Source organism: Streptomyces sp. NPDC034670, assembly GCF_055574875.1.
The window spans coordinates 22,414-37,553 of sequence record NZ_JBVITR010000001.1 but is presented as its reverse complement, the minus strand read 5'-3'; the positions used below and the strand labels follow the sequence as shown (position 1 = coordinate 37,553).

The 15,140-nt window shown below is 75.4% G+C and carries 12 protein-coding genes and 2 pseudogenes; 4 read left to right on the top strand and 10 right to left on the bottom strand.

Features of this window, described 5'->3' with window-relative positions; translation table 11 throughout:
* From ACZ56B_RS00190 to ACZ56B_RS00175, 4 genes are all read right to left on the bottom strand, one after another.
* Positions 1-1,182 (bottom strand): diacylglycerol/lipid kinase family protein (locus ACZ56B_RS00190; RefSeq protein WP_468784691.1); only part of this gene is annotated, 1,182 nt, incomplete at its 3' end.
* 10 nt (positions 1,183-1,192) lie between these two features.
* Positions 1,193-1,639, bottom strand: coding sequence for a DUF7144 family membrane protein (locus tag ACZ56B_RS00185; protein WP_468784690.1), 447 nt, complete (start codon positions 1,637-1,639; stop codon positions 1,193-1,195).
* 27 nt (positions 1,640-1,666) lie between these two features.
* On the bottom strand, positions 1,667-2,137 hold the full coding sequence (locus ACZ56B_RS00180; protein WP_468784689.1) for an SHOCT domain-containing protein: 471 nt from the start codon (positions 2,135-2,137) through the stop codon (positions 1,667-1,669).
* 152 nt (positions 2,138-2,289) lie between these two features.
* Positions 2,290-2,955, bottom strand: a complete 666-nt coding sequence (locus ACZ56B_RS00175; protein WP_468784688.1) for an HdeD family acid-resistance protein — start codon at positions 2,953-2,955, stop codon at positions 2,290-2,292.
* 179 nt (positions 2,956-3,134) lie between these two features.
* Here ACZ56B_RS00175 and ACZ56B_RS00170 point away from each other — a divergent pair, with 179 nt between their 5' ends.
* Positions 3,135-4,538 (top strand): DUF2252 domain-containing protein, encoded by a 1,404-nt coding sequence (locus ACZ56B_RS00170; RefSeq protein ID WP_468784687.1) that lies wholly within the window; start codon positions 3,135-3,137, stop codon positions 4,536-4,538.
* Positions 4,539-4,580: 42 nt separating this feature from the next.
* On the opposite strand, the gene ACZ56B_RS00165 is transcribed toward ACZ56B_RS00170, so the two are convergent.
* The 4 genes from ACZ56B_RS00165 to ACZ56B_RS00150 form a co-directional block, all read right to left on the bottom strand.
* On the bottom strand, positions 4,581-4,778 hold the full coding sequence (locus ACZ56B_RS00165) for a hypothetical protein (protein ID WP_468784686.1): 198 nt from the start codon (positions 4,776-4,778) through the stop codon (positions 4,581-4,583).
* Positions 4,779-4,942: 164 nt separating this feature from the next.
* Complete coding sequence (locus ACZ56B_RS00160; RefSeq protein WP_468784685.1) at positions 4,943-5,467, bottom strand: hypothetical protein; 525 nt, start codon at positions 5,465-5,467, stop codon at positions 4,943-4,945.
* A 16-nt stretch (positions 5,468-5,483) separates the two neighbouring features.
* Positions 5,484-7,118: an MFS transporter gene (locus ACZ56B_RS00155; protein ID WP_468784684.1), complete on the bottom strand. Its 1,635-nt coding sequence runs from the start codon at positions 7,116-7,118 to the stop codon at positions 5,484-5,486.
* A gap of 152 nt (positions 7,119-7,270) precedes the next feature.
* Positions 7,271-9,958 carry a winged helix-turn-helix domain-containing protein gene (locus ACZ56B_RS00150; protein ID WP_468784683.1) on the bottom strand — a complete coding sequence of 896 codons (2,688 nt, stop codon included), beginning with the start codon at positions 9,956-9,958 and terminating at the stop codon, positions 7,271-7,273.
* Positions 9,959-10,104: 146 nt separating this feature from the next.
* Between ACZ56B_RS00150 and mmuM the strand changes: the two genes are divergently transcribed.
* The 3 genes and pseudogenes from mmuM to ACZ56B_RS00135 form a co-directional block, all read left to right on the top strand.
* A complete protein-coding gene (mmuM, locus tag ACZ56B_RS00145) occupies positions 10,105-11,025 on the top strand; it encodes a homocysteine S-methyltransferase (RefSeq protein WP_468784682.1) in 921 nt (306 codons plus the stop codon).
* 234 nt (positions 11,026-11,259) lie between these two features.
* Positions 11,260-11,775 (top strand): DUF1648 domain-containing protein, encoded by a 516-nt coding sequence (locus ACZ56B_RS00140; protein ID WP_468784681.1) that lies wholly within the window; start codon positions 11,260-11,262, stop codon positions 11,773-11,775.
* Positions 11,772-12,017, top strand: a pseudogene (locus ACZ56B_RS00135) (aminoglycoside phosphotransferase family protein); the annotation flags it as partial. The gene ACZ56B_RS00140 and the pseudogene ACZ56B_RS00135, both read left to right, overlap by 4 nt.
* 460 nt (positions 12,018-12,477) lie before the next feature.
* Here ACZ56B_RS00135 and ACZ56B_RS00130 read toward each other — a convergent pair.
* Positions 12,478-14,010 (bottom strand): annotated as a pseudogene (locus tag ACZ56B_RS00130) (FG-GAP-like repeat-containing protein); the annotation flags it as partial.
* 355 nt (positions 14,011-14,365) lie between these two features.
* Positions 14,366-14,743 carry a hypothetical protein gene (locus ACZ56B_RS00125; protein WP_468784680.1) on the bottom strand — a complete coding sequence of 126 codons (378 nt, stop codon included), beginning with the start codon at positions 14,741-14,743 and terminating at the stop codon, positions 14,366-14,368.
* Between the last annotated feature and the right edge of the window lie 397 nt (positions 14,744-15,140).

Sequence of the window (15,140 nt, the reverse complement as noted above, 5' to 3'; positions counted from 1 at the left end):
CTCCCCGTCAACACCGTCCGGGAAGTTCGGCGCGTTTTCCTCCACGCCCACCTCCCTTGCGGTGAGTCGCGGCAGACCGTCCGCGCGCGGGCCGCGCGCCAGCCCGGCGGCCCGCGCCGCGCCCTCGATCCGCACCCCCAGCACCCCGAGCCGTCCGGAGTCCAGCCGCTCCCGGCGTCCCGGGTGGGCCGCGTCGACCGCCCGCAGGTAGGGGTTGTTGCTGACGAGCAGCGCCTGCAGTCCGTCGGCGCGCGTTCCGCCGGCCCGCACCCGCAGCCGGGGCGCCCGCGGGCCGGACAGCAGCCCCGGCAGCATCCGGAGCGCGGTCTGCCGCTTCTCCTCCCGGTACGTGGATTCGCCCACGACCGCCGCGTACGTGCCGAAGGAGGCGTTGTTGACGAACACCCGGTCGGCGGCGTACCCGAGGTCGACGCGGAGTTCGACGCCGTCCGTCAGGGCGTCGAGGGCCTTCGCCGGATCGTCCCGGTCGAGGCCGAGGTCGAGCGCGAAGTGGTTGCGGGTGCCGGCCGGGATCACCAGGAACGGCACGTCGTGCCGGGAGGCCACCTCGGCCACCAGGGCCTGGGTGCCGTCCCCGCCGGCCACCGCCAGCAGATCGGCCCCCTCGCGCACGGCGTCCTCGGCCAGACCGGCCACGTCCTGGTGCCCGGTGCCGAGCACGGTCACGCGGGCGCCCGCCGACCGCGCCCGGTCCACGAGCCGGAAGCGTGCCACCTTGCCGCCGCCCGAGCGCGGGTTCATCAGCGCCCAGGGGCGGCGCGGCGGCGGGGCGGGGCCGGGCCCGGGGCCCGCGCGCTCCGGGGCCACCGCCCCCCGCGCCGCGCTCACGGCCAGCAGCCACAGCCCCAGGGACAGCGCGGCCGGAGCCAGCATCCCGCCCGCGGCGTACAGCGCCAGGACGGCCAGGGGAGCCGCCCCGCACAGCACCGCTCCGAGCGTCCGCACCGTCCCGGCGTGGGCGAGCGTCCACCACAGTCCGACGGCCGCGAGGGCCAGTCCGGCGAGGCCGGGCAGCACCCAGAGCACGCCGCGCGGACCGGCGGCCACCAGCGGGACCAGGGCGGCCGCCGCCAGGGCGAGGAGGGCCAGTCGCGCCCACGCCGCGCTCCCGCGGCCGGCCGCCGCCCCGGAGCGGCGCGGCGGCCGGTCCTCCCGCGCCATGGCCCGGGTCTCAGGAACCGGTGCCGGTGCCGGTGCCGGAACGCGGCGCGCACAGCGCCCAGATGATGAACCCGGAGAAGGCGATCATCACCACGGACCAGACCGGGTAGTACGGCAGGGAGAGGAAGTTGGCGATGACGAGGAGTCCGGCGATCACCACGCCGGCGACGCGGGCCCACATCGCTCCCCGGACCAGGCTCAGACCGACGAGCACCGCGAGCGCACCGAGCGCCAGGTGGGTCCAGCCCCAGGCGGTGAGGTCGAACTTGAAGACGTAGTCCTGCGTCGTGACGAAGACGTCGTCCTCGGCGATGCCCATGACGCCGCGGAGGATGTCGAGCACCCCCGTGATCATGAGCGTGACGGCGGCGAAGACCGTCAGGCCCTCGGCCCACTGCCGCTTGGCCGACGGGGCGTGCGCGCCGCGTGCGCCGTGTGTCGGGTGTGTCGCTGTCATCCCGGTGCCTCGATTCGGTGTCGTGGGTCAGCGCCCGGCGGAGGAGGCGAGGGGCCCCGGGCTCCCCGTGGCGCCGTGACCGCTCAGGACCAGTTCCTTCGCCCTGCGGAACTCGTCGTCCGTGATGTCGCCGTGGGCCCGTATCTCGGACAGCCGGGCCAGTTCGTCGACGCTGCTGGGCCGCCCGCCGGCGCCCTTGGCGGTCTCCCGGATGTAGCTGTCGACCGCCTCCTGCTGCGCGCGCGCCTGCGCGACCTCGCGGCGGCCCATGTTCTTGCCGCGGGCGATCACGTAGACGAAGACGCCGAGGAAGGGCAGGACGATCGTGAACACCAGCCAGCCGGCCTTGGCCCAGCCGCTCAGGTCGTCGTCGCGGAAGATGTCGAGGACGATCCGGAAGAGCAGGATGAACCACGTGATCCACAGGAAGAACAGCAGCATGGTCCAGAAGGCGCTCAGCAGCGGATAGTCGTACGCGAGGTACGTCGTCCCACTCATGTCTCTCCTCCGTCCCGGGCCCTCCGTTCCGGGCCCGTGTCCCGGCGTGCCTGTCGGGGGTGCCGTCCCCACCGTGCGCCCGGTCCGGGCCCGTCGCCTCACCCGGGGCGGGTGAGACGGCGTACGCGACCGGCGTCTCAGCCGGTCCCCGCTCAGCCGGTCCCCGCGGGCCGGCGGGCCGCGCCCCCGATGCCCGCCCCGCGCAGCGCGGCCCGCCAGGCCAGGGCGACGGCCGCCTCCATGAGCCCGAGCAGGACGAGCCAGAGGCCGAGCAGCCGGGTCAGTGCCCGCGCCGACTCGGCGGGCAGGGCCAGCACGACGATCCCCGCGACCACGGCGAGCACCGCGGCGCCGAGGACGACCCCGCGGTGGGGCAGGTCCCGCGCGGCGAGAGCCGTGAAGAGGGTGAGCATCCCGGACGCCAGCCAGACCACCCCGACGATCAGGGAGAGGGCGGTGACGGTCTGCAGCGGGTTGCGCAGGCAGAGCACCCCGGCCAGGACGCACAGCACCGCCAGCAGGAGTCCGGGCAGCCGCTCGCCCTGGTCCTCCCTCCCGAAGGCGCCGACGAACCGGAACGCCCCGGTCACCAGCAGGTACAGGCCGATGAACACCGCGAGGACGTGCAGGGTGGCCTCCGGCCACACCAGGACGACGACGCCCGGTGCGAAGGTGGCGACGGCGGCGCCGAGGATCCACTTCCACGAGCGTCCGAGGGCCGCCAGGGGCTCGGCGGGGCCTCCGGGCGGTCCGGGGGCGGTACCGTCGGGCGGGTGCCCCGGTCCGGCGGCGGCCGCCGGACCACGCGTCACGGCCATGGCTCCTCCTCGCGCGCTGCGTACGGAACCGCACGGTGGCGTGCGGCACCCCGCCGGATCAGCGTCCCGCCCGGCCCGCGGCGACGGGATCACCCGCCGTGGGTGATCCCGTCGCGGCGCGGGCGCGGTGGGATGGGCCGCGAGGAAGTCGTCGTGCGGGGCACGGGCGGGAGGCAGCGATGGCCGCACCGAGTCCGTTCAGCACCTCCCCGTCCCCGGCCGAGCGGGCCAACCGCGGCAGGAACGCGCGGGGCCGCGCCCCGCGGTCGTCCCACGGCGGGTTCGAGGCGGCCCCGGGGCGGCCCGACCCCGTCGACGTGCTCGAGCGGCAGTCGGCGACCCGGCTGCCCGAGCTGGTGCCGGTCCGCTACGGCCGGATGCTGGAGTCGCCCTTCCGTTTCTACCGGGGAGCGGCGGCGATCATGGCGGCGGACCTCGGGCCGCTCCCGGACACCGGTCTGACCGTGCAGCTGTGCGGGGACGCCCACCTGCTCAACTTCCGGCTGCTGGCCTCTCCGGAACGTCATCTCGTCTTCGACATCAACGACTTCGACGAGACCCTCGCCGGTCCCTTCGAGTGGGACGTCAAGCGGCTGGCGGCCAGCTTCGCCATCGCCGCCCGGGCGAACGGCTTCCCGGTCGAGGCGCAGAACGAGGCGGTGCGCACGTGCGTGACGGCGTACCGCCGGCGCATGCGGGAGTTCGCCGGGATGCGCACCCTGGACGTCTGGTACGCGCAGGACGACGCCGACCGGCTGCGGGAGCTCATGGCCTCCTCGATGGACCGCGAGGCCCGGCGCCGTACCGCCGGGGCGGCGGCCCGTGCCCGGACCCGCACGCACCTGCAGGCCTTCGCGAAGCTCACCCGCGCCACGGCCGGCGGGCGGCGCATCGCCCCGGACCCGCCGCTGGTCACCCCGCTCGGTGACCTGCTGGACGACCCCTCGGCCGAGGAGGAGGCCCTGCGCGGGGTCCTGGACGGCTACGCGCGCTCCCTGTCGTCGGAGCGCCGCCACCTGCTGCGGCAGTACCACCTGGCCGACGTGGCCCGGAAGGTGGTGGGCGTCGGCAGTGTCGGCACGCGCTGCTGGATCGTGCTGCTGCTCGGCCGGGACGACGACGATCCCCTGCTGCTGCAGGCCAAGGAGGCGCAGGAGTCGGTGCTCGCCCCCCACACGGGCGGGCAGCCCTACGACAACCAGGGCCGCCGTGTGGTGGCGGGGCAGCGGCTGATCCAGACGACCAGCGACATCCTGCTGGGCTGGACGCACGCCGTGGGCCTCGACGGGCGCCCCCGCGACTTCTACGTGCGGCAGCTGCGCGACTGGAAGGGCATCGCCCGCCCGGAGACCATGGACCCGGGCCTGCTCCGGCTGTTCGCGCGGCTGTGCGGGGCGAGTCTGGCACGGGCCCACGCCCGTTCCGGCGACCCCGTCGCCATCGCCGCCTACCTGGGCCGCGGCGACCGCTTCGACCGGGCGCTCACCGGGTTCGCCCAGGACTACGCGGACCGCAACGAGCGGGACTTCGAGGCGTTGGGCGCCGCCGTCCGGTCCGGCCGGCTGCGGGCCGGGGAGCCGTGACCCGCCGTCCCTCGCGCGCGGGTCGTTCCGGCGGCCCGTGGGTCATTCCGGCAGCTGGCGCATCTCCAGGACCCGCAGGCCCAGGGACTGGCAGCGGGCCAGCAGCCCGTACAGGTGCGCCTCGTCGACGACATGCCCGAACAGCAGGGTCTGACCGGACACCACCACGTGGTCGAGTTCCGGGAAAACCCTGATCAGCGGTTCCGAGAGGTGCCCGTCGACGCGGATCTCGTAGCGCATGAGCTGCTCCCCGGGGGGCCTGGGACCGGCGGGCCACGCCCGTACCCTGCGATCGTCCGCCGCCCCGCGGCGGTCCGGCTCACCCCGTACAGGTGAGAGGCCGCCCCGCGGGCGTGCCGGTGCCCCCGTCCCGGCCCGGCGCCTCGGCCGGAGCTCGGACGGGCTCAGTGCTTCAGCCAGAACTTGAACGAGACGATCACCAGGCCGAGCAGCAGGTTCACCGAGGCGGACGCGGCCATCAGGCGCCAGGAGGCGCCCGCCCGGCGGGCCGCGGCCACCGACCAGCCCACCTGCCCGGCCACGGCGACGGACAGCGCGAGCCACAGGGCGCCCTGCAGGCCGAGGCCCAGCACGGGGCTCGCGGCCACGGCGGCCGCCGGGGGGACGGCCGCCTTGACGATCGGCCATTCGTCGCGGCACACGTGCAGCACCACGCGCCGGTCCGGGCTCCGCTGCGCCAGCCGTGCCCCGAACAGCTGCGCGTGCACGTGGGCGATCCAGAACACCAGACCGGTGAGCAACAGCAGCAGCACCAGTTCCACCCGTGGGAACGAGCCGAGCGTGCCGGCCCCGACGATCACCGAGGCGGCGAGCATCGATCCGTAGACACCGCCCGTGAAGTCGGCGTGGGCGCGGCGCTCGGCGGTCCGTGCGGCGCGGCCGGCCGCCGCGCGCCCGGTGCGGTCCATCACGGCCTCCTCCGGTTCAGCGGACCGGACGGGACGGGTCCGCGGGCGTGCCGGACCCGGGCCCGGACCGCCGGGGGCGCTCCGGCTGCCGGCCCGGCAGGTGCGGGGTGACCAGGAAACTCGCGAGGGTGATCCCGCCGGTGGCGAGGATCGCCGCCTTCAGGCCGTCGAGCTGCGCCGACGCGTAGGAGTCCGTCACGGCGTCCACCTCGGCCGGCGGCAGTCCGGCGCGGACGGCCGCCGAGCGCACCTGGTCGGTGGGCACGAAGGTGACCCCGGCCTCCAGGGCGACCCCGACCTGCTGCCGGGCCTCCTGCGACAGCCGGGCGTCGTCCTCCACGTGCGTGGTGAAGGCGTGGGCCAGGGAGCCGATGAGCAGGGAGCCGATGAGCGCGGTCCCCAGGGCGGAGCCCAGGTTCTGCGCGGTGTACTGGAGCCCGCCGACCTCGCTGCGCTCCTCCTCGCCCGCGCTGGACTGGACGACGTTGCCGAGCTGCGAGGCGAACAGGCCCATGCCCACGCCGAGCAGGGCCATCGCCCCGGCGAACTGCGCGTCGTCGACGACCGGGTCGACGGTGGCCAGCAGCCACACGACGGCCGCGGCCACGGTGACCAGGGCCAGCCGGACGATCCGGCGCGGTCCGGCCAGGCGCCCGAGCCGGGCCGCGCCCAGGGAGGTCACCAGCATGGTGACGGACACCGGGAGCAGTCTGAGCCCCGTCCGGAAGGCGTCGAACCCCTGCACCACCTGCAGGTACAGGGGGATGGTGAAGAACAGGCCCAGCAGGATGAGGTTCTGGCTCACCAGCGACATCAGGCCGGAGCGCAGCGCGGGCCGGCCCAGCAGGGACAGGTGCACCAGCGGGTCGTCGCCGCGCTCGTCCCGGCGCCGCTCCCACCAGCGGAAGACCTCGAGGACGGCCACCCCGGCGCCGACCACGAACAGCGTCGGCGCGAAACCGAGGACGGTGAAGGGCGGGTTGCGCGGCCGCACCCACCCCCACGTGCCGCTCTGCAGGACACCGAGCACCCCGAGCGCCAGGCCCGCCGCCGAGAGGGCGGCGCCGACGCCGTCCAGCCGGGGACGCCGTCCGGTCCTCGGCGCCTCCGCGATCGCGTGCCGGAGCAGCAGGACGGCCAGCACGACCACGACCTCCCCGGCGAAGACCAGCCGCCAGGTGAGGTACGTCGTCACCCAGCCGCCCAGCAGCGGGCCGACGGCGATGCCGGCCCCGGCCAGCCCGCCGACGACGCCGTACGCGACGGCCCGGTCCCGGCCCCGGTAGGACTCGGCGACGAGCGCCGCCATGGCGGGCAGCACCATCGCGGCGCCGAGTCCCTCGATGACCGACCAGCCCAGCACCAGCACCCACAGGGTGGGCGCGAGGGCGGTCAGGGCCGAACCCACGGCGTAGACGACGAGACCGCCGAGGAAGAGGCGGCGCCGCCCGAGGATGTCCCCCAGCCGCCCTCCGATGATCATGAATGCCGCCATGACCAGCGCGTACAGCGTGATGACGGCCTGGATGGCGGTGACCTCGGTGTCGAAGTCGTCGACCAGCCGGCTGATGGAGACGTTCATGACGGACGTGTCGAGGACCATCAGGAACTGGGCGGTCCCCAGGACGATCAGCGCCCGCCAGTGCGTCACGGTGTCCACCTCGCAGGGTCGGACCGGGACCCCGGTGGGTCCGGCCGGGCGGCGGCCGGAGCCGACCGGCCGCCGTCCCCAGCACACCGGGGGAGTCCGGTGCGCGCCTCACCCACCACGGGCGAGTCGCCGGCGGGCCCGCCGTCCCGCCGTCACAGGAGGCCCAGCTCGCGGGCGCGGCGCACCGCCTCGTTGCGCCGGCCGACCGACAGTTTCCGGTAGAGGCTCTTCAGGTGCGTCTTGACCGTGTTCACCGACACGTACAGGTCGGCGGCGATCTCCTCGGTGGACATCGCCAGGGCCAGGCGCCGCAGGACGTCGTGCTCGCGCCCGCTCAGCTCCTCCACGACGGGCGGCGGCCGGTGCGCGGGCCGCGCCGGCCCACCGCCGGGCACGAGCCACCCGTTCGTCAGGCCGCGCAGCGACGCCGTGTCCAGGAGGGGCCGGATCCACGGCTCGGCCTCACGGAAGGGCCGCCGCAGCCGTTCCCGGCGTGCCTCCAGCAGCGCCCGCGCCACCAGCCGGTGCGAGGCCGCGGTGTCCCCGTGCCGGTCCGCGGCCTGTGCGCGGACCAGCGCGGCCCGGACGGTCACCGCCGGACCGCAGCGCCCTTCCGGGCGCGCGCGGTCGAGCAGGCGCACCGCCTCGGCGGGCCGGCCGGCGGCGAGCTGGACGCGCGCGGCTCCCACCGCGCACGCGGCCCGGTCGCCGGGCAGCCGCCGCAGCAGCGCGGCGGCCGTCTCCGTCCGGCCCTCGGACAGGTGCGCGGCGGCCGCGACGAGCGTGGCCTGCTCCCGGGCCCAGGGCGAGGCGACGTCGGCCGGCACCTCCGGTTCCACGGCCGCGAGCGCGGCCCGCGGATCGCCGCGCGCCAGGTGCAGGCGCGCGGCGACGAGGGCGCGTCCCGCATCGAGCACCGGGTCCCGCAGCGCGGGGTGCGCCTCGGCCGACGCGTCGAGCAGGGCCCGCGCCTGCTCCAGCTCGTCGCGCTCCACGGCGACGGCGGCCAGGACCAGCCGTTCCACTCCGGAACCGGACGGCCGGGGCAGACCGAACCGCTCCGTCTCGGCGAGGGCCGCCCGCGCCGTGCGCTCCGCCCTGCCGAGCCAGCCGTCCAGGCAGTCGATCAGGGCGAGGCGTGCGAGGGAGTCCTCGCGCGGGAGGGCCGTCGCCGCTCCCGCCTCGACGCCGGCCACGGCGGACAGGGCCTCCCGGGCCTCCTCGAAGCGCCCGGCCCACAGTCGCGCCGATCCCAGGTGGTCCAGCAGGAGGGCGGTGAGTTCGGGGTGCCGGTCCAGCAGCCGGTCGGGCACGGCCTCCCGCAGTTCCCCGGCGGCCCGCACCGCGTCCTCCGCCCGGCCCGGCGAGCCGGCCAGCCGGGCGGCCAGGGCCTCCAGCAGGGCGCGGCTCAGCCCGGCCGCCGCCCGGTCCGCCGTGGCCTGCGCGGTGACCTGCGCGGTGGCGTCGTAGTCCGTCAGGCGTCGTTCCGCGCGGTGCAGGTGGACGCGGCCCCCGCCGTCCCCGCTCCGGGACAGTTCGCGGGCCGCCCGCACCAGGTGCGCGGCGGGGCTCGTGGTGTCCTGTCCCATGCGGGAGAACAGTTCGCTCACCGCGCCGGAGCGCGGACCGGCGAAGAACTGGCCGATGGCGAGGTCGTCCACCAGGGCACCGGTGGTGAACTCCCAGTCACCGGCGGCGGCGCCGTGCCCGAGCGCCTCGGCGAGGGACCCGGACCGCCGCAGCCACTCGGCGGCCCGCCGGTGCAGCTCGGGTTCCAGGCCGGGCCGCCGCATCCGCAGGTGGGCCCGGAGGATCTCCCGGAACAAGGGGTGGAGGCGGTACTGGTCGTGCCCGAGGTACTCGACGAACGCGTTCCCGCGACTGAGCCGGGCCAGGACGGCGCCGGCGTCGGACCGGCGCGTGAGCACGTCGGCGAGCTCGGGGCGGAACCGGTCGAGCAGGCTGACCCGCAGCAACAGGTCCTGCGTCTCGTCGTCCTGCCGTCTGAGCACCTCCGCCAGCAGGTAGTCGGCGATCGTGCTGTGATCGGCCTCGAACTCCTTGAGGTACCGCTCCGGATCCGGGCTCTGCCGGGCCGCCAGGGCGCACAGCCGCAGCCCGGCGGCCCACCCCCGGGTGCGCTCCACGAGCGCGCGCACGGCGGCCGGGGGCAGCCGCAGCCCGTGCAGCTCCAGCAGTCCGGCCGCCTCCCCGGGCGTGAAGGCCAGTTCCGCGCCCCTGATCTCCGTCAGGTCGCCGGCGGCACGGTGACGGTGCAGGGGCAGCAGCGGCTCGGTCCGGGTGACGAGGACCAGCCGCAGCCCCCGCCCGGCGTGGTGCAGCACGAACTCCAGCTGCTCCGCGACCTCCGGCGCGGTGACCCGGTCGTACTCGTCGAGCACCACGACCACGGGCCGCTCGCGGGCGCCCAGCCCGGCGGCGAGCCGGGCCAGCAGGGCCGGGGTCACCCGGTTCGCGTCCGCCGGGGAGCCGATGTCCTCGGGCAGGGTGACGCCGGCGGCGCTCAGGGCCCGCAGCAGGTACGCCCAGAACATCCCGGGCCCCTGCCCGGCCGCGTCGGTGGTGAGCCAGGCGACGGCCGGCCCGCCGCGGGTCTCCGCCCAGTCCGCCACCAGCAGGGTCTTCCCCGCGCCCGCGGCGCCGTTGACCATGGTCAGCGGCGTCCGGAGGGCCTCGTCGAGGTGCCCGGTCAGCCGCTCCCGCCGCAGGAACGTCACCGGTCTCGCGGGCACGGCGAACCGGGTGTGCAGGAACGGGTCCCCCTGCGGGTCGGCCACGGGGCCCGCCGACGACGGCCCGTCCCCTTCGAGGTCCGTCATGACACTCACCGTCCCTGTTCTTCCGGGTCCTTCCGGGTTCTCCCGGCCACGGCTGTGCCCCCTCCCAGCATCCCAGCCCCGTGGCGCGGGCGCGCTGCGGGAGCGGGCCCGGCCGTCGCGGGAGGGCGTCGGCTAGCGTCGTCCGTATGAGCAGCGGCACCCCCTCCGGCCTCGCCGACGCCCTCGCGGGCGGCACGGTCGTCCTCGACGGCGGCCTGTCCAACCAGCTCGCCTCGGCCGGGCACGACCTCGGCGACGCGCTGTGGTCGGCACGGCTGCTCGCCGAGGACCCCGGGGCGGTGACCGCGGCGCACCTCGCCTACTTCGAGGCGGGCGCGGACGTGGCGATCACCGCGAGCTACCAGGCCACCTTCGAGGGCTTCGCCCGGCGCGGCATCGGCCGCGAGCGGGCGGCCGGGCTGCTCGCCCTGAGCGTGGAGTGCGCCCGCGAGGCGGCCCGGCGGACGCGTGCGCCGCGCCGTCCGCGGTGGGTGGCGGCCTCCGTCGGCCCCTACGGGGCGATGCTCGCCGACGGCTCCGAGTACCGGGGCCGCTACGGGCTCACCGTCGCCGAACTGGAGCGCTTCCACCGCCCCCGCATGGAGGTCCTGGCCGCCGCCCGCCCCGACGCGCTCGCCCTGGAGACGGTCCCCGACACCGACGAGGCCGAGGCCCTGCTGCGGGCGCTGCGCGGCCTCGGCGTCCCGGCCTGGCTGTCCTACTCGGCGGCCGGCGGCCGCACCCGCGCCGGACAGCCGCTGGAGGAGGCCTTCGCGCTCGCCGCCGACGCGGACGAGGTGATCGCCGTCGGTGTGAACTGCTGCGCCCCCGAGGACGCCGACCGGGCCGTCGCCCTCGCCGCCCGCGTCACCGGCAAACCGGTCGTGGTCTACCCCAACAGCGGCGAGACCTGGGACGCCGGGGCGCGGGCGTGGACCGGCCGGCCGACCTTCACCGCCGGGCGGGTCACCCGGTGGCGGGAGTCCGGGGCGCGGTTGATCGGAGGCTGCTGCCGGGTGGGCCCGGAGACGATCTCGGCGGTCGCGCAAGCGGTGCGAGCGGCGTAGCGAACACGCACCACACGGCCTTCCCCGGGTCCCGCTCCCCCACGCCCCACGCGTCCGCCGGCCCGGCCACGAGCAGCAGCCGGCGCCCGCCCTCCCCCGGCTCCCCGGACTCCCCGCACCTCGCCGTCGCCCCGGAGACCTGGACCGCGTTGCTGTCCGTACCGTCGCGGGACACCCGCACGGCGTGACACCGGGCCCTTCCCCTTCCCGGGCTCCCGTCGGAGGATCGACCCCATGGTGTTCTCCTCCTCCTTCCGGCCGTGGCTGCTCCCCAACGCCGTCCTGCTCCTCGTGCTGGCGGCCTGGGGCGCGTTCCGTTACCCGCACCTGCCGGCGCGGATACCGCAGCACATCGGGGCCGGCGGAGTGGACGCCTGGACGGACAAGTCGATCGGCAGCGCGTTCCTGCTGGTCTTCCTGTACGCGGGGGTGACGGTGCTGATGGTCGGCTGCGCGGAGACGACCCTGCGCGTGACACCGCACGACGAACTGTCGAACGCCGCCTCCGCCCGGGCGGGTTCGTCCCTCCTCAACAGGCCCGGCAGCCGCGCCTCGGCACGCCGGGTCGCACGCGCCCTGCTGCTGTTCAACACCTGCATCGGCGTCTCCTTCCTCGCGGGCTGCGGGATCCTCTGGCGCTCCACGCCGGACCCGGACGTCTCCCCGTGGCTCCTCGCGGCGATGGCCCTGCCGCTCCTCGTCGGCGTCGCGGTGACGATCGCCGCGGCCGTCAGCGACCGGAAGCGGTGAGGACGTGTTGCCGTGGGCCCGTCGAATTCGACCTCGCCCACGCGCCCGAAGAAGTCGGCGCGCACTGTCCGGGTGTCGATCAGGACTTGCTGCGCGAGTGCCGGCTCCTCGTGCTGGCGATGGTCACGACGTGGCGCTGGGACCGGGACGACCAACTCCCCGACGGGCGCGGGCCGGGCACGGAGTGGCTCGGCCTGATCCGGGCGGCACTCGATCGCGACGGCCCGGGCACCCGTGGCTGATCTCCGGCCTGCGGGGCCGTGGCCGGCCGGCCGATGATCCGGCCCTCGTCGTCGACGCCGTACGGGCCCACCACGCCCGCCGCCGCGTCGTCCAACGCCTTGCGCAGAGCCCGGACGTGAACCGCCTCGCCCACAGCGGACGGATCGATGCCCGCGGCACCGGCTCCGGCCGCCGGTGCCGCGGGCCCCATCGCCGTGACGGCCCCGGCCACCACGCCCCCGCGCAGCAGGCCCCGCCGGCTGATACCCGTCATTCCCCTGCCCCGCCTCTCGGCCACCGGCCGACTTGTTCGAACAGCCGTGGACGACCCGCGCGTCCGCACAGCGGTCCGCGTGCGACCCGGCCGTTCGCGAACGGCCTGTGTGCGCGAACGGCCGGGCGCCGGAAGGACGGACCACCGGACGGAGGAGTCGGTCGTTCGCCACCTCACGGAGTCACGGCGTCAGAGAGTGATCACGGTCAGAGAGTGATCATGAACTTGCCCTGGTCCCAGTAGGTGCCGTGGTTGGTGCGGACCGCGACCCTGCCGTCCTTGGTGTGGACGAACAGGTCGGCCCTGCCGTCGCCGCCGGCGTCACCGAACTCGAGGGTGCCCAGGTCACTGCCGTCGATGAAGCGGCCCCAGCCGCCGGACCAGTGCGTGCCCTGGTCCCAGTAGGTGCCGCGGTTGGTGCGGACGGCGATGTCGCCGTCGTTGGTGTGGACGATCAGGTCGGCCCTGCGGTCGCCGTTGACGTCGGCGAAGTACAGCCGGCCCAGGTCCTTCCAGGTCACGAAGCGGCTCCAGCCGCCGGACCAGTGCGTGCCCTGGTCCCAGTAGGTGCCCTGGTTGGTGCGGACGGCGACGTTGCCGTCCTTGGTGTGGACGATCAGGTCGGCCCTGCCGTCGCCGTTGACGTCCGCGAAGTACAGCCGGCCCAGGTCACTGCCGTCGATGAAGCGGCCCCAGCCGCCGGACCAGTGCGTGCCCTGGTCCCAGTAGGTGCCGCGGTTGGTGCGGACGGCGACGTTGCCGTCGTTGGTGTGGACGATCAGGTCGGCCCTGCGGTCGCCGTTGACGTCGGCGAAGTACAGCCGGCCCAGGTCCTTCCAGGTCACGAAGAGGCCCCAGCCGCCGGACATGACCCGGCCCGGGGCGAAGGTGTCACCCTGGTTGCGGTGGACCGCGATGTCGCCGTTCGAGCGGAGGACGACCAGGTCGGCCTTGCCGTCGCCGTCGATGTCGGCGAAGTGGCTCCGGTCGCGGTTGCGGACGTCCTTCACCCAGTCCGCCAGGCCGTCGACCCTGGCGTCCACCGCGCCGGTCCGGGTCTCCGTCTCGCCGAGGCACCCGCCCTGCCAGGAACGGCTGTGGACGGCGGTCAGTTCGACCCGGCCGTCCTCGCGGCGCAGGGCCGGGCCACCGGTGTCGCCCTTGCAGACGGACACCCCGTCCTGACCGGTCAGCGCCACGGTGGTGTCGGTGGTGGAGTCCACCCGGAACTCACCGGTGTGCAACCGGTCCGGGACCCACTCGGTGCGGGTCCGCCCGAATCCGGCACCGAGCAGGGTCTCGCCCGCCTCGGGGGCGTCGGCGGCCAGTTCCACCGGCTCGACCGTGGTGACGGGCTCGGCGAGCCGGACCATGGCCACGTCCCGGTCGTCGCGCGGGACCACCTCGACGACGTCGAGGGTCTGCCGGCCCAGGGTCGCCGTGGACTTCAGCGCGGGCTTGCCCGGCTTGACCTCGTCCCCCGGGGTGGTGGCGAAGCAACTCGTGGCGGTCAGCAGCCACTGCTGGTGCACCAGCGCGGCGGAGCAGCCGCGCATGGTGTCGCCCTCGCCGATGTGGAGCCGGGCGGTGAAGGCATGGTCGCCCGCGGCCGCGGGCTCGCCGGAGACCGCCTGCGCGGCCGGCGCCGCGGTGAGCAGGCCGGCGGCGGCCGCCAGGACGAGGCCGGCGGTCAGGGCGCCGCGCACCTGCCGGGTGTGGATTCCTCTAGGGGGCAACGTACTTCCTTCTTCGGTTGATCGTACGGGTGGGAAGGCGACGTGAGCAGCGGTCCGTCACGGTCGCCCGATGGTCCGCCGGAGGCGGGGGGACACCGGCTCCCCGACCGGTTCGGGGGAGCGCCTGGACAGGGCTCCGGGCGTGCTCCGGACGGTCGTGGGTGGTCGATGTCCCGTGGCGGCCGGGCGGGCCGCGCCCGGCCGGGACCCTCCCTCGCTTCCCGTGAGAAGCAGGGGACCGCTCGGCACCGACCTCGATCCCGCTGCCGTCGCCCATCCGCTCGGGGCGAGCGGGGATGACACGGGGCACGTCGGCCCTGTGACGTCGGCCTCGTCAACAGCCGGAAGACGCCCCCGGTCACGCGACGACGGCCGCCGCCCGGCACGGCCGCGCAGTGGCCGGGCCCTTCCGGGGCGGGCCGGGGGACGCTGCGCCGGCCGGCACCGGGCAGGACCGGTGCCGGCCGGTGACACGAAGCGCGACGGGCGCCGCGGGGTCGCCTAAGGCGCCGGACTCGTCGTACCCGGTGAAATCGCCGGCGGGGGCGTCGACGACGGTCGTCGTGCCGTCATCCTCCCGGATCGCGGGCCTGACCGGGTCGGCCGCGGTCCGGATGCCGTACGCCTCGGGAACCTCGAGGGTGAGGAGGGCGGGCTTCGTCTCGATCCCGGCGGCACCCGGATGACGGAAGTCCTCGATGACGGGGGGCACTTCACCGCCAGCCGCAGTCGGCACGGCACTGTCGTCGCCGGCGCGGGCCACGCCGGGCGTCGTCGCGCATGCTGCCGGAGCAGATACCGCGAGAGCCGCTAACGCTCTCCGCGTGCGGGGGGTCGTCGCCACAACGGGCCCTTTCTGAGCGGGTGCGGAAATGCAAGGAGCCGTGCGTTCCTGGCGCAATGAATCATGGCCACGATCGCCTCGGCAGGGCCTGTGGCGTGACTCATCCTACACAGGGCACTCAGGGCCCTTGCACGGACCATTCACCGGAGGTTCACCCCTTTCCCACCGACTGCCCGCATCACACCCGGATGAATTTTCAGCATTCCCACACCAATCGGACGCCATGCTCGTCGGCCAGATCAACGCCACATGGGGCATGATCCCGGATGAGCCTCAACGGGCAGGCCAG

Bases quoted from the DNA above. Each gene is read 5' to 3' on its own strand.
- ACZ56B_RS00185 (WP_468784690.1), bottom strand. From the start codon at position 1,639: ATGACAGCGACACACCCGACACACGGCGCACGCGGCGCGCACGCCCCG.
- ACZ56B_RS00180 (WP_468784689.1), bottom strand. From the start codon at position 2,137: ATGAGTGGGACGACGTACCTCGCGTACGACTATCCGCTGCTGAGCGCC.
- ACZ56B_RS00175 (WP_468784688.1), bottom strand. From the start codon at position 2,955: ATGGCCGTGACGCGTGGTCCGGCGGCCGCCGCCGGACCGGGGCACCCG.
- ACZ56B_RS00170 (WP_468784687.1), top strand. From the start codon at position 3,135: ATGGCCGCACCGAGTCCGTTCAGCACCTCCCCGTCCCCGGCCGAGCGG.
- ACZ56B_RS00165 (WP_468784686.1), bottom strand. From the start codon at position 4,778: ATGCGCTACGAGATCCGCGTCGACGGGCACCTCTCGGAACCGCTGATC.
- ACZ56B_RS00160 (WP_468784685.1), bottom strand. From the start codon at position 5,467: ATGGACCGCACCGGGCGCGCGGCGGCCGGCCGCGCCGCACGGACCGCC.
- ACZ56B_RS00150 (WP_468784683.1), bottom strand. From the start codon at position 9,958: ATGACGGACCTCGAAGGGGACGGGCCGTCGTCGGCGGGCCCCGTGGCC.
- mmuM (WP_468784682.1), top strand. From the start codon at position 10,105: ATGAGCAGCGGCACCCCCTCCGGCCTCGCCGACGCCCTCGCGGGCGGC.
- ACZ56B_RS00140 (WP_468784681.1), top strand. From the start codon at position 11,260: ATGGTGTTCTCCTCCTCCTTCCGGCCGTGGCTGCTCCCCAACGCCGTC.